The 24310-nt window shown below is 53.4% G+C and carries 23 protein-coding genes; 8 read left to right on the top strand and 15 right to left on the bottom strand.

What is annotated here, in order from left to right:
• Positions 1 to 10 precede the first annotated feature (10 nt).
• The 4 genes from ICT70_RS03235 to ICT70_RS03220 all read right to left on the bottom strand — a co-directional run bounded on the left by ICT70_RS03235 (position 11) and on the right by ICT70_RS03220 (position 5075).
• Positions 11 to 2173 carry a SpoIIE family protein phosphatase gene (locus tag ICT70_RS03235; protein ID WP_191153953.1) on the bottom strand — a complete coding sequence of 721 codons (2163 nt, stop codon included), beginning with the start codon at positions 2171 to 2173 and terminating at the stop codon, positions 11 to 13.
• 67 nt (positions 2174 to 2240) lie between these two features.
• Positions 2241 to 3407 carry a recombination-associated protein RdgC gene (gene rdgC / locus ICT70_RS03230; RefSeq protein WP_191153952.1) on the bottom strand — a complete coding sequence of 389 codons (1167 nt, stop codon included), beginning with the start codon at positions 3405 to 3407 and terminating at the stop codon, positions 2241 to 2243.
• A gap of 88 nt (positions 3408 to 3495) precedes the next feature.
• Positions 3496 to 4260, bottom strand: a complete 765-nt coding sequence (locus ICT70_RS03225) for a J domain-containing protein (RefSeq protein WP_191153951.1) — start codon at positions 4258 to 4260, stop codon at positions 3496 to 3498.
• 113 nt (positions 4261 to 4373) lie between these two features.
• Positions 4374 to 5075: a PilZ domain-containing protein gene (locus tag ICT70_RS03220; RefSeq protein WP_191153950.1), complete on the bottom strand. Its 702-nt coding sequence runs from the start codon at positions 5073 to 5075 to the stop codon at positions 4374 to 4376.
• 67 nt (positions 5076 to 5142) lie between these two features.
• Here ICT70_RS03220 and ICT70_RS03215 point away from each other — a divergent pair, with 67 nt between their 5' ends.
• The 5 genes from ICT70_RS03215 (at position 5143) to ICT70_RS14855 (ending at position 10411) form a co-directional block, all read left to right on the top strand.
• Positions 5143 to 6366 (top strand): THUMP domain-containing class I SAM-dependent RNA methyltransferase, encoded by a 1224-nt coding sequence (locus ICT70_RS03215; RefSeq protein WP_420488572.1) that lies wholly within the window; start codon positions 5143 to 5145, stop codon positions 6364 to 6366.
• Positions 6367 to 6455: 89 nt separating this feature from the next.
• Positions 6456 to 6653 carry a 30S ribosomal protein S21 gene (rpsU, locus tag ICT70_RS03210; protein WP_191153948.1) on the top strand — a complete coding sequence of 66 codons (198 nt, stop codon included), beginning with the start codon at positions 6456 to 6458 and terminating at the stop codon, positions 6651 to 6653.
• A 309-nt stretch (positions 6654 to 6962) separates the two neighbouring features.
• Complete coding sequence (gene katG, locus ICT70_RS03205) at positions 6963 to 9155, top strand: catalase/peroxidase HPI (protein WP_191153947.1); 2193 nt, start codon at positions 6963 to 6965, stop codon at positions 9153 to 9155.
• A 344-nt stretch (positions 9156 to 9499) separates the two neighbouring features.
• Positions 9500 to 9943 carry a PAS domain-containing protein gene (locus ICT70_RS03200; RefSeq protein WP_191153946.1) on the top strand — a complete coding sequence of 148 codons (444 nt, stop codon included), beginning with the start codon at positions 9500 to 9502 and terminating at the stop codon, positions 9941 to 9943.
• A 45-nt stretch (positions 9944 to 9988) separates the two neighbouring features.
• On the top strand, positions 9989 to 10411 hold the full coding sequence (locus tag ICT70_RS14855; protein ID WP_337906593.1) for an efflux RND transporter permease subunit: 423 nt from the start codon (positions 9989 to 9991) through the stop codon (positions 10409 to 10411).
• 126 nt (positions 10412 to 10537) lie between these two features.
• Here the strand turns inward: ICT70_RS14855 and ICT70_RS03190 are convergent, their stop codons facing one another.
• From ICT70_RS03190 to ICT70_RS03165, 6 genes are all read right to left on the bottom strand, one after another.
• Positions 10538 to 11092, bottom strand: coding sequence for a hemerythrin domain-containing protein (locus tag ICT70_RS03190; RefSeq protein ID WP_191153945.1), 555 nt, complete (start codon positions 11090 to 11092; stop codon positions 10538 to 10540).
• Positions 11092 to 11547, bottom strand: coding sequence for an iron-sulfur cluster-binding oxidoreductase (locus ICT70_RS03185; RefSeq protein ID WP_191153944.1), 456 nt, complete (start codon positions 11545 to 11547; stop codon positions 11092 to 11094). The genes ICT70_RS03190 and ICT70_RS03185 overlap by 1 nt, the downstream gene beginning before the upstream one ends.
• 30 nt (positions 11548 to 11577) lie before the next feature.
• On the bottom strand, positions 11578 to 11793 hold the full coding sequence (locus tag ICT70_RS03180) for a hypothetical protein (RefSeq protein ID WP_191153943.1): 216 nt from the start codon (positions 11791 to 11793) through the stop codon (positions 11578 to 11580).
• A 199-nt stretch (positions 11794 to 11992) separates the two neighbouring features.
• Complete coding sequence (locus tag ICT70_RS03175) at positions 11993 to 12373, bottom strand: efflux RND transporter permease subunit (protein WP_224746786.1); 381 nt, start codon at positions 12371 to 12373, stop codon at positions 11993 to 11995.
• 336 nt (positions 12374 to 12709) lie between these two features.
• Positions 12710 to 14338, bottom strand: coding sequence for a hydroxylamine reductase (hcp, locus tag ICT70_RS03170; protein WP_224746785.1), 1629 nt, complete (start codon positions 14336 to 14338; stop codon positions 12710 to 12712).
• Between the two features lie 328 nt (positions 14339 to 14666).
• Positions 14667 to 15509, bottom strand: a complete 843-nt coding sequence (locus tag ICT70_RS03165) for a class II glutamine amidotransferase (RefSeq protein ID WP_191153942.1) — start codon at positions 15507 to 15509, stop codon at positions 14667 to 14669.
• Positions 15510 to 16220: 711 nt separating this feature from the next.
• On the opposite strand from ICT70_RS03165, the gene ICT70_RS03160 reads away from it, so the two are divergent.
• From ICT70_RS03160 to ICT70_RS03150, 3 genes are read left to right on the top strand one after another with little or no spacing between them, the layout of a single operon-like run.
• Positions 16221 to 17168, top strand: a complete 948-nt coding sequence (locus tag ICT70_RS03160; RefSeq protein ID WP_191153941.1) for a sulfurtransferase — start codon at positions 16221 to 16223, stop codon at positions 17166 to 17168.
• Positions 17169 to 17174: 6 nt separating this feature from the next.
• The gene (locus ICT70_RS03155) at positions 17175 to 17693 is read left to right on the top strand and encodes a glycine/sarcosine/betaine reductase selenoprotein B family protein (RefSeq protein ID WP_191153940.1); all 519 of its coding nucleotides are present in this window, start codon (positions 17175 to 17177) and stop codon (positions 17691 to 17693) included.
• Positions 17694 to 17711: 18 nt separating this feature from the next.
• Entirely contained in the window at positions 17712 to 17993 is a 282-nt protein-coding gene (locus tag ICT70_RS03150) for a hypothetical protein (protein ID WP_191153939.1), read from the top strand.
• Positions 17994 to 18579: 586 nt separating this feature from the next.
• Here ICT70_RS03150 and ICT70_RS03145 read toward each other — a convergent pair.
• From ICT70_RS03145 to ICT70_RS03125, 5 genes are all read right to left on the bottom strand, one after another.
• Positions 18580 to 20874, bottom strand: coding sequence for a heavy metal translocating P-type ATPase (locus ICT70_RS03145; protein WP_191153938.1), 2295 nt, complete (start codon positions 20872 to 20874; stop codon positions 18580 to 18582).
• 28 nt (positions 20875 to 20902) lie between these two features.
• Positions 20903 to 21583, bottom strand: coding sequence for a hypothetical protein (locus ICT70_RS03140; protein ID WP_191153937.1), 681 nt, complete (start codon positions 21581 to 21583; stop codon positions 20903 to 20905).
• Positions 21584 to 21824: 241 nt separating this feature from the next.
• A complete protein-coding gene (locus ICT70_RS03135; RefSeq protein WP_191153936.1) occupies positions 21825 to 22250 on the bottom strand; it encodes a heavy metal-responsive transcriptional regulator in 426 nt (141 codons plus the stop codon).
• A gap of 589 nt (positions 22251 to 22839) precedes the next feature.
• Positions 22840 to 23262 carry a response regulator gene (locus ICT70_RS03130; protein WP_191153935.1) on the bottom strand — a complete coding sequence of 141 codons (423 nt, stop codon included), beginning with the start codon at positions 23260 to 23262 and terminating at the stop codon, positions 22840 to 22842.
• A complete protein-coding gene (locus ICT70_RS03125; protein ID WP_191153934.1) occupies positions 23259 to 24245 on the bottom strand; it encodes a sensor histidine kinase in 987 nt (328 codons plus the stop codon). Before ICT70_RS03125 ends, ICT70_RS03130 begins: the two co-directional genes overlap by 4 nt.
• Positions 24246 to 24310 lie beyond the last annotated feature (65 nt).

Raw genomic sequence — 24310 nt, 5'->3', positions numbered from 1 at the left:
CTTTGGCCGATTAGAGGGTTTGGTTGGTGTTTAAGGCGCTTGTTGCTTTAATCAGTACCAGGGTCCGGTCATCATCAACCGTGCGATCGCCGCGAAACTGGTCAAGTTCAGCAAAAATCCGCTCGGCAATATTGTCCACCGGTAGCTCGGCTGATTGCCGCAGAATATCGCACAAGCGGCTGGTGCCGAATATTTCACCGGCGAAGTTATGGGTCTCCCAGATGCCGTCGGTACCAATCAGCAGAATGTCGCCGGGATTAAAATGGATAGCCGGCTCCATCTCGTAGTCGCCGGCGGCAATGATACCTAAAGGGATACCGGAACTCTGCAGTTCTACAATCTGACCCCCGGGGGGCTGTGCGCGATAGAGAAATACCGGTGCCTGACCGGCAGAAACCCAATTGAGGGTGCGCTGTTCAGGATCAAGGGTTCCGAAGAACAGGGTCATAAAGCTTGAATCATCAGTAGAACGACACAGCTGTCGGTTAACCTCTGCTGCCAGGCCGGGCAGGTCGGAGCTGTGATGATTAATCAGAGCATGCAGCATGCCGCGGGCGCTGGCCATCACCAGGGCGGCACCGATTCCATGCCCTGAAACATCACCGACCACAACGCCCAGGGTGGTATTGTCGGCTTCCTTCAGGGAGATGAAATCGTAATAGTCCCCTCCCGTTTCATCACAGTAGCGACTGACGCCGATCAGTTCAAAGTTGTTGCAGTGTGGGGTGTTGTGGGGCAGTAACTGTTGTTGAATCTCTTTAGCCAGAGCCAGGGACTGTTTGAGTTGCTCCCGCTCCTCGAGACGGCAGCCGAGGCCATTGAAGATTTCTCCGAGATTCTGCAGTTCGTCGTTGGTACGGATATCGACCCGTGCATCAAAATTTCCCTGGGTAAGTTGCTGCGCTGCGGTTGCCAGCTGGGTAATCGGATCAGTGACGCGGCGGGCGTGTCGCAGGGCCAGCAGTGACGCGGCGAGCACCGCAACCAGGGTCAGCAGGGCGCTGAACGAGAGCCCGAGGGTAATCTGGCGGTTAACCGCCTGGCGGGCTCGTGCCGCCGGAGCGATGACCTGTTCATAAGGAACCATGACCAGCGGGAAAGGAGAGGCGTCGGTGCTGACGCCATAGGCAAACAGTACCTCTTCGCCGGCATATTCGATCTTTCTGACGGCAGAGCGTCCCTGTAGTAAATCGTGGGCGACCGGTTCAAGCTGCGGGTCTGACAGATCAATGAATTCCGGGGTCAAGGGCATCGCCCAGTCGCGGGCAACGGCGTTGTCCTGATTGGTCAGGAGAATCTCAAGTTGCCTGGTCGGATCGCTCTGGTCGCTGTTGAGGCGCATGATCATGCTTCTGGTGACCCCATGCCATTGGGCGGGGATGTTCCAGTCGGTGAAAAGTTTGCGGTAATCGATGTCCAGAGCGGTGACTCCGAGCAATTCACCCTCATCATCATAGACCGGCTGCGCCAGGGTCAGGATCAGCGAACCGGTGGTAACATCGGTCAGCACCTGCTGCACGGTCCCGCCATTGATAACGGCCTGCTGATACCATTGGCGCCGGCGTGGATCGTAGTCTTCCGGGTATCCCCCCTTGCCGGGATAGCTCGAATGAACTCCAGTGGTCAGTGCCGTGTATTGCCACAGGAACAGATCCGGCTCGATCTGCTGCAAAGAGCGATAAATTCGGGTCATGTCGGCCAGCCGCTGGAGTTGATCGGCGACCTCAGCAGGGTTGGTATCCGCCGACAGATAGAAGACCTGATGGTTCCAGGAAACCGCCATTGGCTGTAATGAACCGTCCTGATCGCGACGCAAATGAAGAGGTGACAGACTTAAATCGGCCGGTTGTCTGAACGGATGATCAAAATCTCCGGCCAGGTACACCGGGGTTTGAAATTTGGGTTGTGGCGCAACAAAGGCCTGTCTCACCGCCTGAGCCTGGGCCTGCAGGGCAAAGCGCGCCATGGCATGATCACGACTGAGGATGCGACCATAATCATCGACCAGTACGTGCAGCAGATTGACAGCATTATCGTTGATCAGGGTATGGGTGTCCTCAGCCAGCTTGTTGCCATAGTAACTCACCAGGCTGCGTTGTGCGAGAAAGCTCAGTCCCAGGGGGAGCAGGGTGAACGTCAGGAGCAAAAGCAGCAGTTTGGTACGAAAATTCATGGTCTGGACACCTTTGTCGACAAGTTTTTTTGGGGTTTTTCCCTGCCAACAGATACAGTATACAGGTTTATTCTTTGAGCCAGTTGGAAATTCTGGTCTCTTCCGCTATCCAGTCAGGCGAAAGCCGGGTCCTTAGAAATGATTTTAACAGACTGTCGAACATTTGCTCACCTTCCAGTACGGCTGCCATTTTGGTCAGAAAGGCGGCTTCTGCCTCTGCTGCCGGATCACTGTCGGGATCTTTTTCCGGGCGCAGCATCGGCGTGAGAAAATTCCCGAAAGAAAAACGTTCACCTTTAAGGGTCAGTTTCCAGGCGCGTTCTTCGTCCTGGCGTAGATGGATAGTTGCCTCTTCAATCTGCTTTCCTTGATTCAGCGCGGCCTTGACCTCGAGGAAGTGATCCTGTGGTCCGGCCACCACAATCTTCTGCACCCCCTCCTGACCGCCACCCACCAGCACCAGGCGGTTATCGAGAAAAGCATGGAAGGGTTGCTGCTCAAGTAACGGACCGGGCAGGTTGATGCCATAGGTGGAGTCAGAGTTAAGGGTGCGGTAAAAAAGCCAAAAGAAAAAATCGCTGCCCAGCCAACGATTGGCCTCGATCTGTTCAAGGGTGCTGTCGGTTTGGGCCTGGTTCGCTTGGTCGAGGGATTCCTGCAGTTCTTCCGGCAATACCCGTGCGGCTCGCTCCAGTGGTGGCAGGAGCTGCAGACGCAGGCCGGGAAAGGTTTGGTGAAACAGGCTCTGGAAACTGTCGAGGGTGTTTTTTCCCAACGAACAGAAACGGATCAGCTGCAGATTGGTGTCCCAGATCAGATTGGTCACTGAAGGGGTCGGCAGAGTGCGGGCGAGAAGAACGTCGCGCGCCTGCTCGCGCAACTGTTCACGCTGGGATTTGGGGACCCGGTGATAGGTCGGATGAGCCGCCAGAAACTGCCCGCACAGGTGGCCAAAGTGGCGTTTGAGCAGCGCTCCCGGCACGCGCCGGCGATCCTGACGCAGGCTGAAACAGAAGTACTGATCACGGCGGTAGCTCTGGGGGGAGGTGAATTCGCTGTCGTCATCGTCATCAAAGGCGACCCAGCCGGTTGCCAGCTCTTCAGCCGATTGTTCGATGGAACGGAAGCCTTCAGTGACAAGTTTACTGCGGATCAGATCATCATTGCCCTGAAGTTCTTCGGCGCCTTTGACCTGGAAATAGCAAATACTGGTAGAGGCAGATAGAAAGCCCATGAAAAAAATCCTTTAGTGAGGAGATTAAAAAAACTGACTATTTCATCGACAACGAATGCGTGTCAATAAAACCGGGACAAGGCCGTCATCAGGCGTGATAGTAATAGTATTGCCCACTGTAGTCTTTGCGGAATTTGCGATTATGTGCGGCTAGTTGGCCAAGCAGATCGTGAAGTGTATCGCGGTCAAGCAATCCCTGTTCAACAAAATATTCCCCCAATTGCTGCTGGCGCGTGCGCTGGTAATAGAGCAGGGTGCGAACCTGCTGGGCAGTGAGCAGGCCCAGCTGCTCGGCCTTCTCACCAAAGCGCAAAGGTTTGCCACGGTGAGCAATGATCTGACGGATGTGGAAATCGTTCAGCCAGCCCCAGCGTTTGGCTATGTCACCCATCTGGGGACGTTGGCGGCGTTGGCTGGTGATGGCTGAAATCAGCTCCTTGAAGGGGACAATGCCCAGATAATAGAGGAACAGGCCGAACTGCAGCGGGTAAGGGGGGAGTCCCTGATGTGGCTGGTTGCTGTTGCGCCCCTGGGGTTTGGCGCGTGAGGCCTTTGGCCGCTGCTGGGCAGCCGGTGGTGTCCCGATTGACTTGTTGGTTTGCCGCAACTTGAGAAAATGCTGGATCGTTTGGTGGGCCTGATTGAGATCCTGAAACAGGTGGTGTTGTTTTTTTCTAATGTCTGCGGCGGCAACAGCAAAACGGTCAGGATGAAGTTCTTTGGCCTGGCGACGATAGGCCGATCGCACCCCGGAAGGTTGGAGATAGCTCAAAAAACTGCGGTTGACCTGAAGCTCAGGTCCGAAGAGGGTGCGACAGGCACGATAAACTTCGTTTTCACAGAGATGTGACATCACGTTGGTCCGGTAATTCAGGCAGTTCAAATAATCGATCAGGCGTTGAAACTTTTATAGCTTAGGCGTTCTGCCAAAACAAGAGCCCTTGCATCAGTCCGGTTTAAAAAAGCCTATTGTTTGTTTCTTCCAATGAAAGCGTCAATGCGATCCTGATCTTCCTTGAGAATATTGATAAAGCGCATGCCGGTTGTTGCGGCATCTTCGCCGATCATGCAACTCCAGACAACTTCAGCTATGCTGCAGACCGGTGGCTTGTTGTCATCAAGATGAACCAGAATCAGGCACAGATCCCCCTGATTGGCTGCCGGTTTCATGGCAAAGCGGATCCCGCCGGCACTGATATTGACGCGACAGGAGCGAAATCCCTGAAAAATCAGCGGCGCTTCCGGGCCATAGAGAACCGTGAGGTTTTTTTCCCAGATGGCGCGCATCGCCGGCAACGTCCTGGCGCCGCGACTGAAACGAATGCCTAAATCACAGTCGAGGCGTTCTTTGACGCGGCGCTGGAACAGCGACATGTCATAGTTGAGGATAATGGAAAATTGCTTGTTGCTGAGTTTTTTTTCAAGACGACCGCTGACGCGGGCACCCATTCCCATGACGTCAGTGGTGACTTCTACAACCGTTTCGGGGGAGATAGCGTAATGCTCAACTACCTCACTGCCATAGGGGGAGTTGACGATCAGCTGATTGCCCTCCACCCCTACCACTGAAACAATCAGCAGCTCAGTACGCCCGGTAGCCGATGATGGATCGTTCTGACGTTGCAGGACGAGTTGTTGATCGGTTTTGAAGTAACGTTTGAAATTCATCGGTATGTCCGTTTGCTCATCCAGGTTCTGACGGCTGATAGTCCCTCCATATTACATAAAAAAGGTCATGGGGAGTACGTATTTCTCTTTTTTCAGTAGCTGCAGATTGTTACAGTCAGTATTCATTGGTGCAGCAGTTTCTGTTGCTGAACAGGCAAAAGGTTTGATCATGAAAGATTCACCAAGAGATTGCTTCGCGGTTACGCCTCCTGGACTTGAGGCCATCTGTTTTCAGGAGCTTGTCAGGTTGGGTTTGCTTCCGCGGGAGCCGGTAACCGGTGGTGTCGGTTTTAGTGGCGGGGTCCGTGATATCTACCTGGCCAACCTCTGGTTGCGTAGCGCAAATCGTATTCTGGTGCGTCTGGAGACCTTGACGGCCCGCGATTTTCCGACCCTGTATCAGCGGCTGGTACGTCTGCCCTGGGGGCGCTACATCAAACCGGGGACGGCCTGCGATATTCGGGCGGTCAGTCAGCGTTCACGCTTATCACACACCGGGCGCATTGTCGAAGTCTGCCGGGAGGCCGTCAGGAAAGCACTAGGGTCATCGGTGGCGGGCTCCGGCCCGACGCAAATGGTCCTGTTGCGGGTCAATGATGACCAGGTCGAGGTTTCTATCGACAGTTCCGGTGAGCATCTGCACCGCCGTGGTTATCGCCAGGCACGTAGCGCCGCCCCCCTGCGTGAGAATCTTGCAGCGGCGGCCTTATTGACCTGTGGTTACGACGGCTCATCACCCCTGGTCGATATGATGACCGGTTCCGGTACCTTTGTGATTGAAGCGGGCCTGATCGCCGCGAACAAGGCCCCCGGCACGGGTCGCGATTTTGCTTTTATGCTCTGGCCCAAATACCGTGAACGGCTGTGGCATCAGATGCTACTCGAGGCAAAAAAAGGAGAACGTGGTGGTTATGCTCCGATTAAAGGTGTCGACAATAATCCCAAAGCAATAGCCGCTGCGCATGCCAATCTTGCCCGCGCAGGTCTTGGTGCCGGTATCGAGGTCTGTCACGCTAAACTACAGGATCTTGTGCCGTCAGGGACGACCGGTTTGTTGATCGGCAATCCGCCCTATGGTGCCAGGCTGGGAGGCAGTGCTGATTTACGGCCATTTTATCGTGATATTGAATATTTGTGTGGTGAGGTGTTCGCGAGCTGGAAATGTGCCCTGTTGTGTCCTGCCGTGGTTGCCGGACACATAAAAAAGCTTAAAATTCACCCGCTGCTGAATTTCTCCCACGGAGGCATCCGGGTTTCTCTCTATGTCAAGGAGCCGGGCAAATCTCCTTGACTTGTCCGGGCTTAAGAGTGTATAAGTCCCACCTCTTGCACCAGCACAAAGCTTTTGCAAAGATTGAGAAGAAAGTGGGGTGATTGTTCGTGGAAATCACTGTTATCGACGGCAACGTCGAAAAAGCGATTAAAGTCCTGAAGCGTAAGTTGCAGCAGGAAGGGCTTTTCCGTGAAATGAAGCAGCGCAAGTTTTACGAAAAACCAAGCATTAAACGGAAGCGCAAAGAGAAGGAAGCCCAGCGCCGACTGCGCAAGAAAATGCGCGCCATCAAGCGGTTTGCCTGATCGGTCAAGGCGTTAAAACACTCCTTTAGCAAGATAGAAAGCGGAGAGCCCCACAGAGGGTTTTCCGCTTTTTTTTTCTCCGCCACCTTGACAGGCGGTCAGGCTCAAGTTATGTTCCTAGTTCGTAATTATTCTTGATAAGTGGATTGAGATTGTCAATGAATTCGTTTTTTTCGCGATGATCGTGTAATCGATCGGGAAGATGATACAATCTTTTAATCTGTGTGTGCTGTTATTCGCAGTGCAAACGGTTTTAACAGGGAGCACTCATTATATTCAATAGCAAACCATCTAACAAAGGAGAGGCGAATGACCGAATTAAAGTGTCCGGTTACCGGTAAAGTTGGAAGCACCGTAGCAGGTCAGGGGCCAAGTAATCGTGATTGGTGGCCTAATCAGTTGAATCTGGGGATTCTGCACCAGCATGCACCGGCTTCCAATCCCATGGGAACCGACTTCAATTATGCCGAAGAATTCAAGAAGCTGGATCTGGCCGCAGTAAAAAAAGATCTGGTGGCAGTGATGACCGACTCGCAGGAATGGTGGCCGGCTGACTGGGGGCACTACGGTGGGCTGATGATTCGCATGGCCTGGCACAGTGCCGGCAGTTACCGCAGTGGCGATGGCCGTGGCGGCGGTGGTACCGGTAACCTGCGTTTCGCCCCGATTAACAGCTGGCCCGATAACGGCAATCTCGACAAGGCGCGGCGCCTGTTGTGGCCGGTTAAGCAGAAATACGGTTACAAGATATCCTGGGCTGACCTGATAATCCTGGCCGGTAACTGCGCACTCGAATCAATGGGCTTCAAAACCTTCGGCTTTGGCGGTGGTCGTGAGGATATCTGGCAACCGGAAGAGGATATCTATTGGGGTTCCGAGGCTGAGTGGCTGGGTGACAAGCGTTACAGTGGAGACCGTGAGCTGGAAAATCCCCTGGCAGCGGTACAGATGGGCCTGATTTACGTCAACCCCGAAGGTCCAAACGGCAATCCTGATCCGGTGGCTTCGGGTAAGGATGTGCGTGAAACCTTCGCCCGGATGGGCATGAACGATGAGGAAACCGTTGCTTTGACGGCAGGTGGGCATACCTTTGGTAAGTGTCATGGTGCCGGTGACCCCAAACATGTTGGTCCGGAGCCTGAGGCTGCTCCCCTTGAGGAACAGGGTCTGGGCTGGAAGAGTACGTTCGGTACCGGTAAGGGTGGTGACACCATCACCAGTGGTATTGAGGGCGCCTGGAAGCCCAACCCCACCAGCTGGGATAATGGCTATTTTGATACCCTTTTCGGTCATGAATGGGAACTGGTCAAGAGTCCTGCGGGTGCCTATCAGTGGCTGGCCAAGGACGTTAAAGAAGAGAACATGGTTCAGGACGCCCACGACCCGTCTAAAAAACGTCGACCAATGATGACCACAGCGGATTTGTCCCTGCGTTTTGATCCGATTTATGAGCCGATTTCCCGCCGTTTTCACAAGGACCCGGAAGCCTTTGCTGATGCCTTTGCGCGGGCCTGGTTCAAGTTGACCCACCGTGATATGGGCCCCAAGGCACGTTATCTTGGACCGGAAGTGCCACAGGAGGATCTGATCTGGCAGGACCCGATTCCCGCCGTCGACCATCCTCTGGTCGATGAAGCCGACATTGCTGCACTGAAAGCAAAAATCCTCGCTAGCGGTCTTTCCGTGGCCGAAATGGTTTCGGCTGCCTGGGCTTCCGCATCGACCTTCCGTGGCTCTGACAAACGTGGCGGTGCCAATGGTGCACGCGTTCGTCTGGCACCGCAAAAGGACTGGGCGGTCAATCAGCCGTCGCAGTTGTCCAAGGTGCTGGGCGCCCTGGAAAAGATTCAACAGGAGTTCAACAGCGCCCAGTCAAATGGTAAAAAAGTTTCCCTTGCAGATCTGATCGTACTGGCCGGAGGTGTTGGCGTTGAGGTCGCGGCAAAGGCTGGTGGCTACCATATTGAGGTGCCTTTTACTTCTGGGCGTACTGATGCCACCCAGGAACAGACGGATGTCGAATCCTTCCACTTTCTCGAGCCCGAAGCCGATGGTTTCCGCAACTACCAGAAAAACGTCTATACCGTGCCTGCCGAGCAGATGCTGGTAGACAAAGCTCAGTTACTAACCTTGAGTGCGCCGGAAATGACGGTCCTGGTTGGTGGCCTGCGCCTGCTTGGGGCCAATGCCGATCAATCCCAGCATGGTGTTTTCACCAAACAGGCGGGAGCCTTGAGTAATGACTTCTTTACGAACCTGATCGATATGAGCACCGTATGGACGCCGGTAGCAGAAGCTGGTGATGTATTTGAAGGGCGCGACCGTAAAACCGGTGACCTCAAATGGACCGGAACCCGCGTCGATCTGGTCTTTGGCTCCAACTCACAACTGCGTGCCCTGGCAGAAGTTTACGCCCAGGCCGACGCCAAAGAAAAATTCGTCAAGGATTTCGTTGCCGCATGGACCAAGGTGATGAATCTGGATCGTTTTGATCTGAAATAAAATCACCCCTTCGTTAAGCGAAGGGGTGAATAACAGAGCGGGCTTCCGATAGCAAGGATCCCGCTCTTTGTTTATGCTTGCTCCCCACAATTGCCTGCACATTTCAGATGATGATGGATCCGTCTTTTTCGTCCCCGTGGCAGTGAATCAGGGTCTCATGGTAGCGGCTGGGCCTTGGCTGGCGCGGTGTATGGAACCTTCATCTTGCGGCCAGCAGATCAAGGCCATCACCCCGGAATGCGCCTGGTATGGTTCAATGTCATTTGCCTGTTGCTGGATGGTGGTTTTAACCGCGCTGTGACGTGTTACGCTTCTATCAAAAACCCATAAGAAAGGATGAGAGGATGAAAGAGACACTTTCTGCTGACTTTTGTCGCAAGATTATAGAACAGGCACCCGACGCGATTCTGTTTTCCGACCACGAGGGGATCATCCGTCTCTGGAACCGCGGTTGTGAGCTCGTATTTGGTTACAGTGAAGCCGAAGCGTTGGGGCAGTCTCTCGATCTGATCATTCCGGAAAAACTGCGGGTGCGGCATTGGCAAGGCTATCATCAGGTGATGAAAACCGGCGTCAGTGCTTATGGAACCAAACTGTTAGCGGTGCCGGCCCTGCATAAAGACGGGCATCAGCTGTCCTGTGCTTTTTCCATTGTCATGCTCAAGGACGATAGCGGAAAGCCAACCGGAGTTGCTTCGATCATGCGTGATGTCACCGACGCCTGGACGCGAGAAAAAGCCCTGAAGGAGCGCATTGCCGAGTTGGAAAAAGAAAAAAATAGCAGCTAACTTGGACGTTACCGTTGGCGCAGGCCCTTTTGGGTCTTTACGTTGGTGTTGAGCTTTCGCGTACTGGTGGATGTGATCCCCGGCACCAGACTGGATCAGACCCAGACGATCATCGCCGACATCGAACAGGCCCTGTTACGCGAAGAGGCCGTCACCAATATCAGCACCCGCATTGGTTACGAACAAGGGGCACGCTATCTCGGCGGCCGTGGTGCCATGGACACCCATCAGGCCGAAATCAGCGTTGACCTGAATGCGGTGGCGACCCGCTTCCGACCCGTCATGATGACTGCCCTGTCTACCGTGGCCGGCATGCTGCCATTAGCCCTTGAATTGGCCGTGGGCTCTGAACGTTTTTCCCCCATTGCCACGGTGATTATCGGCGGCATCCTCGCCTCGACCCTGCTGACCCTGGTGATTATTCCGGTGTTACTCAAAGCTCTGCCGATAAAAACAACCGGCCGGTAGCATTATTATGTCTTGAATATTCCGACTTAAAAGCTCAATAAACCAAGCTGTTGAGAGATCCTCTTCGATAGTGCAATAGCGTCAAATGGTTGCGCCCCAGGAAAAGTCGGATATTTTTCTCTAAAGCTAAGCAGCCGCCTGACGCTCATACTCCGCCAACAGACGCTGATATTTTTCCTCTAGTCCCAGCGTCTGCTCCTCCGCCCGGTGATACGCGTCAACCATCTGTGCCCGTACATCATCCGGCAGAATCCGCTCTGCTAACGGGTAGAGGACGGTGTCCTCCTTGTCGATATGTTCGCGCAGCAGGTCAATATAACCGTTAGCATTTTCGGCGATGATTCCTATCTGCCCGGCTTCACCGGCCAGAGCTTTTTCCGCCGCATCAGCCATGTTACGGACAAAGGCGCGCCCTTGGTCGTGCTCAATATGCATGGCCTCAATCGGTGACTGTTTTTCCGGCATACCATTATTGATCAACGCGACAAACAGCACATCTTCCTCTTTGGCGTGATGAAAACGGTCGGCGTAGTTACGGATAAAATCGACCGCATCGAGGAAAAACTGCCAGTTGCGAAAACGTCCTTGCTCCATCAGCGCGACGTTTTTTTCCAGTAGTGCAATCATCCGCAGAATCAGTTGATGCTCTTTAACCATCACTTGGGTAATGTCCGTTCTCATTATGCTACCCTTTCTCCGGCAACGCCGATAATGGCAATTTCCAGGGGGATATCCTTGCCCGATGCCTTGACTGCCTGTTCCGCCATGATTGCCATACCGCGACAGCAGGGAACCTCCATGATGGTAACGGTCACTGACTTGATATCGTTCTGCTGCAGGATCTCCGTCAGTTTGTTCACATAGTTGCTGGTGTCATCCAGCTTGGGACAGGCATTGACCAGTACCCGCCCCTTGATGAAATCACGGTGGAATTCCGCGTAGGCAAAGGGAGTACAATCAGCAGCGATGAGCAGATGAGCGCCCTGCAACCAGGGGGCATGGGGCGGCACCAGATGTAACTGGGTCGGCCACTGGCGCAGTTCTGTCTCGATCCGTCCGCTATTCTGATTGGCCGAACTGGCTTTTTCAACGCTGCGTACCTGGCTGCCGGGACAACCGCATGCAAGATTTTTCATGATTTTTCTCCTGATGTTTAAAGTGGGTTTTTATGCCGGTGTTAGGTAATCATTAATTTCCTGTTCGATTTGTGCTTCAACCTCTTCACCAAGGGCGTGAATCGTCACGACATCCTTGAGCAGGCAGATGCCGACACGACAGGTGACACAACCGATATCGAACTTTTCGAGAATAGTGCCAATCTGCGGATGGACTGTTAAGACGTCCTGAATCGCCTGATTCCCAATATCCTGATGCAACTTCATGCTGACCTCCTTATTGTTTGTTGAGGCCAGACTAAGGGAAAAAACCGCTCAAAAACATGACCGGGATCAATTATGACATTTTTTGTTGTTTTTTTTGATCTGGACTGCCGGACGGGATATTTTCAAGATGGGGCCCGGCAGGAGGGGGCCCTTACCAACTTCAACCTGCCGGTTAAGCTGCCGGAGTCAAAACGGGGCATCATTTCACTACCGCCCATCCACAACAGGAAAATGGCGGCGACCAGTAATAGCAGGATTGCCCGGTGTCAGGTCGTAACCAGGCGGCGGCAATCGGAGGAACCAGGGTCAGGGAAATAATCAGCGAAGCAGAAAGAGCAAAGATCAGGGTCAGGGCCAGGGGGCGGAACAGGGCGCCGATGAATCCTCCCAACAGCGTCAGCGGGACCCGTACCGCCAGGGTGGTGATCGTCCCGCCGCTGCTTGGGACCAGAATCTCTGCGGTTCCCTTGATCGCCGCCGTCTTTGCACATAACCCCTGCTCCAGGTAACGGTGGATATTTTCCAGGACCACAATGCTGTCATCGACCAGCAGGCCGATGGCCAGAATAATCGCTGACATGGTGACCGACCCACACCAACAGTAAGGTCATGGCAAGCAAGATGACTATCCATTGTTTGCCGCTGAGATGTTTCTTGTTGTTACGACCCACTGGTTTTTCTCCGGCTGGTGAAGCTGAGCAGTGGTCAGTCCGCATCTGATCAGGATTATCGATCTGTAGCGAGCAGCACCAATCCCTTAAGGGAGCCGAAAAACCAGAGCGACCGCCGTATCCCGGTTGTTATTATTAAAAAAGGGGGGCCGGTATAACACACCGGCCCCCCCCTTTTTTTTGCTGACTGCTGGTCAGCCCCGGCACTTAGCTCAGGATCCAGCATAGCCTTGCTTTTGTATCGATCAGTTGCCGGCCATAATCGCAGCGACATCGCCGGCGACATCACCTGTCGGTTTGATATCGAAATTTTCCACCAGCACCTTGGCGACGTTCGGCGACAGGAAAGCCGGCAATGTCGGTCCCAGGCGGATGTGCTTTACTCCCAACGCGAGCAATGCGAGAAGCACAACGACGGCTTTCTGCTCGTACCAGGCGATATCGTAAGAGATTGGCAGATCGTTGATATCCTCAAGTCCGAACACTTCCTTGAGTTGCAGTGCGATATAAGCCAGGGAGTAAGAATCATTGCACTGACCGGCATCCAGAACCCGTGGGATGCCACCGATGTCACCCAGGTTGAGCTTGTTGTAACGGTACTTGGCACAACCGGCGGTCAATATGACGGTATCATTCGGCAACGCTTCTGCGACTTCCGTGAAGTAATTACGACCAGGCTGACGACCGTCACAACCGGCCATGACGACAAAACGTTTGAGGGCGCCGGACTTGACGGCGTCAACCACCTTGTCAGCCAGGGCCATGACCTGGGCATGGGCAAAGCCACCAACGATGGTGCCGGTCTCGATCTCGGTCGGAGCGGCACAGGTTTTGGCCTTGGCGATGATCTCCGAAAAATCCTTGACGCCACCTTCGGGGCGATCAGCAATATGGGTTGCGCCCGGCCAGCCGGCCATACCGGTGGTGTAGATGCGATCCTTGTAGGCCTCTTTGACCGGGGTGATACAGTTGGTGGTCATCAGGATCGGACCGTTAAAGGAGGTGAATTCCTTGTCCTGCAACCACCAGGCATTACCGTAGTTGCCGACGAAATGATCATATTTCTTGAAGGCGGGATAATAGTTGGCCGGCAGCATTTCGCTGTGGGTGTAGACATCGACGCCGCTGCCTTCGGTCTGCTTGAGCAGCTCTTCCATGTCCTTGAGGTCATGACCAGAGATCAGAATACCGGGGTTGTTGCGCACGCCCAGATTCACCGTGGTGATTTCCGGATTGCCGTAGGTGGTGGTATTGGCCTCATCCAGCAGGGCCATAGTGGTGACTGCGACCTCACCACATTTGAGGACTTGAGCGACCATCTCGTCAACGCTCAAGTCGCGGGTGGTGGTAGCCAGGGCGGAAATCATGAAGTCGTAGATTTCCGGCTTCTCAAAACCGAGTACGGCAGCGTGATCGGCATAAGCCGCCATCCCTTTGAGGCCATAGATCAGCAGCTCACGCAGGGAGCGGACATCTTCGTTGGGCTGTGACAAGACGCTGACCTCGGCCGCTTTAGCGGCATAATCGCCCTCAGGACCGTTCCAGTTGACCGCATCAAGGTCACTGCTGTAGCCGATGGCCAGTTTCAACGCATCGCGCTTGGAGATCGATGCCTTAATCAGGGCAACGAAGCGGGCATTATCAAAGTTGGCATTTGTTATAGTGGCAAAAAAGCTCTGGCAGATGAACAGTCCGATGGCCGGATCAAGCTTGTTCTGCTTTTTGGCTTCCTCGGCGACAACCGCCAGTCCCTTAAGGGTAAAGACCAGCAGATCCTGCAGACCGGCGGTATCCTCTTTTTTGCCGCAAACGCCGGCGATGGTGCAACCGCTTCCTTTGGCTGTCTCCTGACACTGATAACAGAACATACTCATAAGACGGACTCCTTTTTTTTCGGGTTATAGGTTGTTGCGCTTAGTTGCTCTAGATGATTCATAGTGCTTGCGAGTAACACTGCCGCAAAACCTGCTATAAAAAATTGACCCAGATCAAATGCTAGCAGAAAAATCGCAAAAAACAGCCTTCTCTGCTTTTTTTGCTTCTTACGGCGCTTTTGCGAGCAGGGTATAGCCGATAATCAGGCGATTTTGGCGCTATCGATCTATGTTGGACATGCCAAAATAAGTGATACCTACTGGTACCTCACAGGGGTTCCTGAACAGCTCACCAAAAATCAGATCTGCATCAAGCCACTTAACAAATTCAAAATCGGGAACCCTCTGCTGTTGCCGTCGCCAGGTCCGCCATTGTTTTGTACGGGCTGGGAATGGTGTCGCATTGGTCATAGATGTTTCCATCGCAGAACATCCACAGACTTCCGGGCCGCATATCAACCCAGGCTTCGTTGTCGGTCAGTGGCAGCGAGGTAATGACTGCAACACGATCTGCAGGCTTAGTCAGTTCGCGAAAATCGACTGACATATCTTCATCAGCCAAGTGTGCTTCCCCAAACGGCGCCTGTCGGACGATATAGCTGAGATGGGTCGAACAGTGGGCAACCAGGACGTCACCGTTGGATAATAAAAAATTGCTGATGCCGTGTTCAGCAAAGGTGAGAGTTAGTTTACGCAGAGCGGAAAAAAGGTCATTACGGGAGGGAGTCCTGGTGCCGAATTGACACCGAAGCTTTTCCAATATCCAGCAGAACAGCCACTCGCTGTCGGTGTTTCCCACCGGAGTCATGATCCCTTTTAGTGGAGGCCTGAAATCGGGCAGATGACCGTTGTGAGCGAACAGCCAGTGACGCCCCCACAATTCTCGGAGAAAAGGGTGGGTGTTCTCCAACCTTACGTCCCCTTCTGTTGCTTTGCGGATATGAGCAATCACGTTCAGTGATCGAATCGGATAGCTGCGTACCAGTTCAGCCAAAACGGAATGCGCTGAAGGCTCCGGATCAAGGAAAACCCGTGATCCCTTGCCTTCAAAAAATCCAATTCCCCAGCCGTCACGATGGACATCCGTTTCTCCGCCCCTTTTGCGAAAGCCGCTGAAAGAGAAACAGATATCGGTGGGGACATTACAGTTCATACCAAGCAATTGGCACATGGATGGCTCCGTTTTTAGGCTTGTAGGCTCGCATCAAACCATAGTTATTAGACTTTAACATCAGTCCTTGAATAAAGAGAAGCATCCAGGGAGCGATGCCAGGTTTCGGTATTGTCAGAAATCCCCGCAACTGGCTTTCACTTTTTCTGATTTAGCAACTTGGATTTGACCTGTACGTCACCTATCACAAACCTGAACATCGGCAGTTTAAAAAAGCTTCTGACGCAAGCAATCACCACTGTCTCGTTGCTCCAAATCAAGTTCAAGGGAATGTTCAATCCGGATGCAGCCAGTAACACTCATGGCTGCTGGGCACTGTTCAATGTAAATGAGCGTGGCCCTCGGTCTCTGGTACTCGTGATTTGTGATGTATGAATAATTTCAGCCATAGAAACACCTCCCTTCTAGCAATACCAATATGTAAAAAAGCTACCACATCACAGCGGCTGTTCTCAAAGTTTGCCGATGCAACTTGTTCATTCAGGTGGTTTTGCTGCGCTTGCAGCGTCAATCATGCATGTTGGCTCAACTGGCTGAGAATGTCTGATGATATGAGTAGCCTGCCTTCAACCTTTCCCCTCCGTTCAATATCCCCGCGCTTGAAGATTAACCGCAATGATAGGTGTGTTTAACATTATTTTATTATTTATGTTGACACAGTACTTTGCTGAAAGTATAACCCCATATACACACTCAACAAGGAGCAATCCCATGAAAAGGTTTTTTACTGTTGTAATTGCACTACTGGCCATCAGTGTCGGCACCAGTCACGCTTCCCTCGACCGTTACTTTGTCAGTACCGAATGGTTGGTTGACAACCGCGAGCAGGCTCTTGTTCTGGATGTGCGCCATGCGCCCCTCTACTGGCTTGGCCATATTGATGGAGCACAGCATGTCAGCCGAGACCAGTTCCTCTCGACCCGCAATGAGGTTAAAAGTCTGGTGCCGGACTTTGCCGACATCGCTATCCTGCTTGGCAGTCTGGGGGCCACTCAGGACACTCCGGTTATCGTTTATGCTGAGGACAACAACCCCTATGCGGCACGGTTGGTCTGGACCCTGCATTACCACGGTCATCGCAATGCCTACGTTCTGGATGGCGGTTATCAGAAATGGTCTAAAGAAGGACATCCGACCAGTCTTTTATCCAGCACAAAGCCTGAACCAGTGGAGTACAGAGTGGTTGAACTGCCAAGCTATCCCGATGTGCGGGCAGAAGCGGACTACATCAGAACCCGTATAGATCACCCCTATACGGTTATCTGGGATACCCGCAGAACAGCTGAATTTCTGGGCTCTGAGGTAAGGGCGAACCGGGGTGGACATATCCCAGGTGCTATTCATCTGGATTGGACGGAATTACAGCAGAATGTTGATGGGGTAAGCGTTCTAAAAAGTCGCGACGAGATCATCACTCTACTCAATGAACGTGGCCTGACCCCCGACCGGGAGATCGTCGCCCATTGCCAGACCGGTATCCGCTCTGCTTATGCAACGCTGGTACTAATGGGCCTTGGCTATGAGCGGATAAAGAACTATGATGGTTCCTGGATTGAATGGGCAAACAATCCAACACTGCCCATCATCAGCGCAGATGGCACGCTTGATGGGGACCTTCAACATCGCAGTCCGGCCGCTACCGGCCTTTGGAACAGGTAAGCATAAATGCTATTTTCCCGTCAAAAAAATCAGCTGCTGGCCCGTTTGGCAACCCGCTTTCCGGCCCTGGCAAAAAAATTTACGGACAGCTACATTCCGCGCGCGAACTCAGGGGATATCCCCTGGGTTCGCCCCGAGGTTCCCTTGCACCAGGCTAAGCTGGCGTTGGTAACGACGGCAGGCATTCATCACCCGGAGCAGCAACCCTTTGACATGAACGACCCCAATGGTGACCCGAGTTACCGGGCGGTTGATGGCAACCGGTTATTCGCCGATTTTACCATTACCCATGACTATTACGACCACAGCGATGCCGATAAGGATCCCAACATCATCCTGCCGCTGGATCGTATGCGGGAAATGGTTGAGGAAAAGAAACTCGGCAGCCTGGCCACTATCCACTATTCTTTTATGGGACATATCGACGGGCCGCACATTGATACCCTGATCCATCAAACCGCTGTGGAGGTTGCCCGAAAACTGCTCGAAGACAAGGTCGATGTTGTCCTGCTAACTCCTGGCTGAGGGATCTGCAATCAGTCCGTGGGACTGATTCAGCGGGTCATTGAAGAAGTCGGGATCGCCACCATCGGTATTTCCATCGTACGGGAATACGCCGAGCAGGTCAGACCTCCTCGCACGGTGTTTCTGAAATGGCCCTTCGGCCATCCCGTTGGTGAACCGCATAACAAGGCTCAGCAACGCACTGTTGTCACCGAGAGCCTGCGCCTGCTCTACGAGATTGAAACTCCGGGCACCATTATCGACTTGCCTTTCGCCTGGCGCAGACACAAGTACAACACAGACTCAGTAGTGTCCGGTTAAATGCAATTTTCTAACCGGACACAACTGATTTTTTGTGAACGGCGGTCACGAAAGCGTTGTTGTTACATGGCATTTTTGAAGCGACATGCCCGGTTCAACTGGTATTTTCCCCTTGTCCGCTGAGCCGATTCAGACCGGGCCTTTCTCGGCATTGAAGAATTTCACCCGGCTCTGAATCATCGACTTGAACTCGCACGTTCATATTCACTCCTCCACCATCACAGCTGAATTTTTTTTTGACAGATCAGCTGCACATCATCCTCCGACAAGCTGTCTAACATCAACAGCTCCCTTGGCAACTGACCAGAGGCTGGTGCTGACGAATGCACTGTCGAGGCCGAAAAAGCGCACCCACAGATAACTGGTGAGCGGGAAGCCGAACCTCTCCGTATACAGGGCGATGATAAAGGCCTGTACCGCCCCGGCGCTCGCCCACTCACGCCAGTTCTACGGCGCAACATAGCGATAGAAAAACCAGGATATCAAAACGATGACGATCATCGCGATACCCCATGCCCCAGTATGACTGATCGACTCATTCATGACTCAACTCCTGTATGTCGTCGCTCTAACGTCCAGGGTCTCGTTATATCGTGAACTTGCGCAGACGTAAGGCGTTGGTGATCACTGAAACGGAACTGAAGGCCATGGCGGCACCGGCGATCATCGGGCTGAGCAGGATGCCGAAGAAAGGATAGAGCACTCCCGCTGCGATGGGAACGCCGGTGGCATTGTAGATAAAAGCGAAGAACAGGTTCTGGCGGATATTGCGCATAACGGCTTGGCTGAGACGCAAACCACCCACAATACCGCGCAGGTCGCCCTTCACCAAGGTTAGGCCGGCGCTCTCGATGGCAACGTCCGTGCCTGTGCCCATGGCGATGCCGACATCGGCAGCGGCCAGTGCAGGCGCGTCGTTGATCCCGTCGCCCGCCATGGCAACGCGATACCCCTTGGCCTTTAATTCGTTGACGATGCGTTGTTTGTCTTCGGGGGACACTTCGGCATGCACTTCGTCTATCCCCAGTTCGGTGGCTACGGCGTTGGCGGTGCGCAGATTATCCCCTGTGCACATGACGACCGTGATCCCCATTTCGTGCAGCGCTGCGATGGCCTCCTTCGAGGTTTTCTTGATCGGATCGGCGATGGCGATGAGGCCAAGGAGCTGATCGTCGCGTGCCGTCCAGATCACCGTTTTGGCCTCGCCTTGCAGACGCTCGGCTTCCTCGCTTAAGTTGCCGGGGATGGTGATGTCGTCCACTTCGAGGAAGGTCCGCTTGCCGATGCGAATCATCTTGCCATCGACCCTGGCCTGGACGCCACCTCCGGTGGTGCTCTTAAAGTCAGTGATGACCGGCAGTTTAAGGCCCACTTGCGTCGCTTGATCGACTACGGCGCGGGCGAGAGGGTGCTCGGACTGAGATTCAACCGCCGCCGCCAGACGCAGCAAGTCGTCGGTGTTAACACCGTCCGGCACGCGAATATCGACAACCGACGGCTTTCCCTCGGTGAGGGTGCCGGTCTTGTCGGTGATGAGGTGCGTGACTTTCTCGGCGCGTTCAAAGGCTTCGGCGTTTTTGATCAGGATGCCGTTTTGAGCTCCCTTGCCAACCCCGACCATGATCGACATGGGGGTGGCCAGACCGAGCGCGCAGGGGCAGGCGATGATCAGCACCGAAACGGCCACGACGATGGCGTAGGCCATGGCCGGTGCGGGACCGAAGGAGGCCCAGACGCCGAAAGCGAACAGGGCGATCAGCACTACCGCAGGCACAAAATAGCCCGCGACCCGGTCGACCAGGTTCTGAATGGGTGCCCGGCTACGTTGGGCCTCGGCGACCATTTTCACGATCCGTGCGAGCATGGTTTCCTCGCCCACGGCCTGCGCGCGCATGACAAAACTGCCGGTCTGGTTGACCGTGGCGCCGATGACCTTGTCGTCCTTGCCCTTTTTTACCGGGATCGGCTCGCCGGTGAGCATGGATTCATCAATCGTGCTTTTTCCCTCAATAATGACGCCGTCGAGGGGAATCTTTTCGCCGGGGCGCACGCGCAGGTGGTCGCCCTTGACAATGGCGTCGATCGCCACTTCCTCCTCAGCGCCGTCATCCTTGATTCGATGTGCGGTCTTGGCTGCGAGGTTGAGTAGACTCTGGATGGCTTGGCCGGTCTGCCGCCGGGCGCGGGCTTCGAGCCACTGCCCGAGCAGGACGAGGGTCGTGATGACCGCTGCCGCCTCGAAATACAACGCGACTTCCCCATGGATGCGGAAGGATGTCGGGAAGAGTTCCGGGAACAATACCGCGACGATGCTGTATGCATAGGCCGCACCGACACCCAGCATGATCAGGGTGAACATGTTCAGGCTGCGGTTGACGATGGAACGCCAACCCCTGGTGAAAAACATGGCGCCCGCCCACAGAATGACTGGTGTCGCCAGGATCAGTTCCAGCCATCCCTGGGTTTTTGGCGCGATGATCTCATTGAAGGAGAGCCCGGGAATCATGCTGTTAAAAGCGAGGAACATAATCGGCAGGGTCAGCAGCCCGGCGACCAGGGTTTTGCGCTTTAAGCTCCGAATCGCCACTTCTTCCTCTTCATCGGTATCGGCCGACGCGGTCATCGGCTCCAGGTCCATACCGCACTTGGGGCAGCTACCCGGTCCCTGCTGCACAATTTCGGGGTGCATCGGACAGGTATATTCCCGCGTCGCCGCCGCCGAGTCGTTTGTCTTCGGCTGTGGATGGAGGTAGGCGTCAGGGTCGGCCACGAATTTTTCCAGACACTTGCTGGAGCAAAACAGATACTCTGTCCCTTCGTGGCTATGGGAGCCGGCGTTTTTCTCTGTACTTACGGTCATGCCGCAGACCGGATCGCGCATGATGTACACCTAACCTTTCGGTGGAAAGTTATTGGAACAGGCTTTCAGGATTATCAGTACCGCCGTCTGTCCGGGCTTGCTTCAATTGTTCGGCGGTCAACACCTTGCGGGCATCGCTCAGCGCCTGCAAGTGACGGATCTGCATGTCGCCTTCAAGATTTTGTACCTTGCGAATGAGCGACTCCGCGTCCTTTAACGTCCAGGTTTCGCCGGCGATCAATTCCGCCAACTCCAGCCGGACGATGTGCGCTTCGGCAGCGTTGCGGATGTTGTCCTTGCGGCCTTCCACATGAATCGCTTTGAGCTTGCTTACCTGATCTGCGGAGAGCCCAAGCTCATCAGCACGGTCGAGATAGAACATATGTCCCATGCCTTGCGCCATCATGCCCATTTGTCCTCCGTGCATCATGCTGTGCCTGCCGTCTCCACCCATCATTCCGGACATGCCGGCGCTCATCATGCCACCCGTCCCCTTGCCACCCATCATGCCCATCATCTGGGACGTGGAGCCGGAAGCTGAATCAGCCATGCAGGGCATCTGGCCTCTCTTCGCCGCTTGCGTCATCATCATTTTCTCGGAGGACGTCGGTGCGGCAGTTTGTTCGCCGCCGGGGTGATGTGCTTCATGGTCGCTGGCGGCAAAGCCGGTGAGGACTGTTGCCCCCAGAAATAGACCGATGAGAACGGTGGTACCCAATACTCTTTTCATGGTGATCTCCTTTTGCGTGTAAAAAGTGATGAGGCTTATCTGTGCTTTCCAAAAAAGAAAGCAACGTTAATTGTACTTCTTATGATCGGCTTTGCTTGATTTGACTTCCTGTTTTTGTTCTTTTTGGCGATGACTACCGCAGCATCCACCTTTGCGCATCATCATGAAAAAGAGGGCACCAATGACCAGGAACCAGAGAATGTTTGTCCATGTTGCGTCCATAAAATTACCTCAATTGTTGTTAGTGATGACACTCCTGGCCGTCATCTTCAGCCAATGCGATCAGGATCGGGCATCCGACTACCGAACCATGCCCATCACAGCTCTCGTCCAATTGCTCTAGAGCTTTGAGCATTCGACTTAGATCCTGAATTTTGCTCTTAATGTCTGCGATTTTGCCCTGCGCTTTTTTCTTGACGTCGGCCTTGGAAGCCGACGGATCATGACTCAGATCCAGAAGATCCTGGATTTCACCCAATGAAAACCCAAGTTTCTGCGCTTTTTTTATAAACCTGAGTCGACTCGCTGCCTCCAGGGGGTAGAGTCGATAATTGGATTCGGTTCGCGCCGGTTTGGCGAGTAAGCCCTGCCGTTCGTAAAATCTTATGCTGTCAATGCTGATGCCTGCTTGCTTTGAAAGCTTGCCTATGGTCAGAGAGTGAGGCATGTGGTTGCTCCCGAAGTTGTGAGTCTGTGGTATTTGTCTTCTTTGTTGGTTCAAGCCTAAACCCTTGACCATAGACCAGAGTCAAGAGAAAAAGCGCGGCGGTTTGTTTTTTTGTGACACCGTTGAATCTTCTACACTTTCAGCTCTCGTCAGGCTCTTTGTCTGCAGGCTGCTCCTGATGTCACAGCTCTGTTGGCTCTAACGGCCCCAACCCGGCCTGATATGTTCATAGGTCAGCAGGGTATCAGCGCATGAACTATACCAATCCCAAATCAAATGAGTAAAAAACCCCGCTCAGAGGACGGGGTTTTTTACTCATGAGCAACACAACACAGACTTTTCCCTGAGTTGGGTTTGAATGAGCGCCACTCGAATGAACGGGAAGGAGGTGGCGTCTTATAAATCATCTTTGATTGAGTGGAGGTTAAGAATTTGGCGGAAGCAAGTGATTCTTACAAGGCCTGCATCATAACAAACGCCCACGAGCTGGTATCTGTGGGCGTTTCGTGTTCTGTTGATGGTGGTTTATGGGACAGAAAAATACTTTCATTATATGTCGATGATTGACTCAGTGTTTGTCAACTGATCGCTAAAGCCACGTATTACATAGTTCACTGATCATGCTCACAAACTTGTCAAAATCGACCGGCTTGGTTAAATAACCATCCACCCCACAGGCGCGTGCCTCTGAACGGTCTTCTTCGATATCAGAGGTTGTCAGTACCACCACGGGGATCGTCTGCAGTTCCGGATCCTTCTTGACGATGGCGAGAACTTCAAGCCCACTGACATGTGGCATCCGCAAATCAAGCAGAACTAGGTCGGGCCTGGGGGAGATGGCCGAATTCTCATAGGGCCCACGGCGATAGAGATAGTCAAGTGCCGACCTGCCATCCTCAACCTGCCTAAGTTGCACATCACCAGCATTGTGCCGAAGTGCCAACCGAACGATGGCCGCATGAGCCGGTTCGTCCTCCGCATGTAATATGACTCTGCTATTCTCCTTTGTCATGTTGTCCTATCCTTATTAATCAGAGCATCCGGCAGGGTAAAGTAGAAGCAACTTCCCTGACCCGCTCCCGCTGATTCAACCCGGATGGTTCCACCATAATACTCAACTATCCGTTTTACCAGGGTCAGTCCCAACCCCGTGCCGTCGGCGGTTTTGTCAAGTCGATCGAATAAACCAAAAATCTTGTCCTGATAAGACATCTCAATACCCTTGCCATTGTCACGAACAAAAAAACGGATGTCCTGACCAACTGGCTCAGCCCCGATAGCAATAGCCGGGTGTTTCTGGTCTCCCATGTATTTGGCGGCGTTACCGATCAGGTGCAGCCAGATCTGCACCAGCTTGTTTCGGTCGCCGCAGAAGTCCAGGCCTTCATCGGCAATGGTCAGCTTGATTCCATTCAGCTTGCCCCCTCTGGTTAATTGATCGATGGCATCCTGCACCAGAGCACGAAGGGCGGTTGCCCCTGTGACCCTGTCTGCTGCATCCAGTTGGAACATCAGCAGCAGACTTTCAAGCAAGTTATTCATCTGTCGAGTGGCGGAACGGGCATACCCGATGGCTGTGGTTAGCTCAGGGTCCATATTTTGCGGCAGGGAGCTGTGAATCAGCCCCAGAGAGGACTCAATGCTGACCAGCGGTGTCTTCAGCTCATGAGAAACGGCGTAGTTAAACTGTTTAAGGGCACTATTGCGTTGCTTAAGTGCGGTATTGCGACTAGAAAGAATTTTCTCAGCTTTAGCTTGTTCTCGCTTCAGTGTTTTGACTGCATGGAGTATCAGTGCGTAGATGAGAGTCGAGCTTAAAACAACAAAAAAAGCTCCTTTGTATGTCTGCCAACGGGTCAAGCGGTTAGTATCCTCAATTAAATGGAACAGCATCAGATCGCCCAGGTATATCCAGATAAGTGAAAAAACCAGGTAAAACAGGGCAATCCGCCCGGCTACCAGCCAGGAGTGACGAAACATGTCAAATATCGGCATCGTCTGATTGCCCTCCATTTCGTCCGAGGTTGTTAACCTGTTATTAAAAGCTCAACATCCTTTGA

Origin of the sequence: Pelovirga terrestris (assembly GCF_014773365.1) — a bacterium.
Taxonomy (GTDB): Bacteria; Desulfobacterota; Desulfuromonadia; order Desulfuromonadales; family Geopsychrobacteraceae; genus Pelovirga; species Pelovirga terrestris.
The sequence above is the reverse complement of the archived record's forward strand: the minus strand, read 5'-3'. Positions and strand labels throughout refer to the sequence as shown.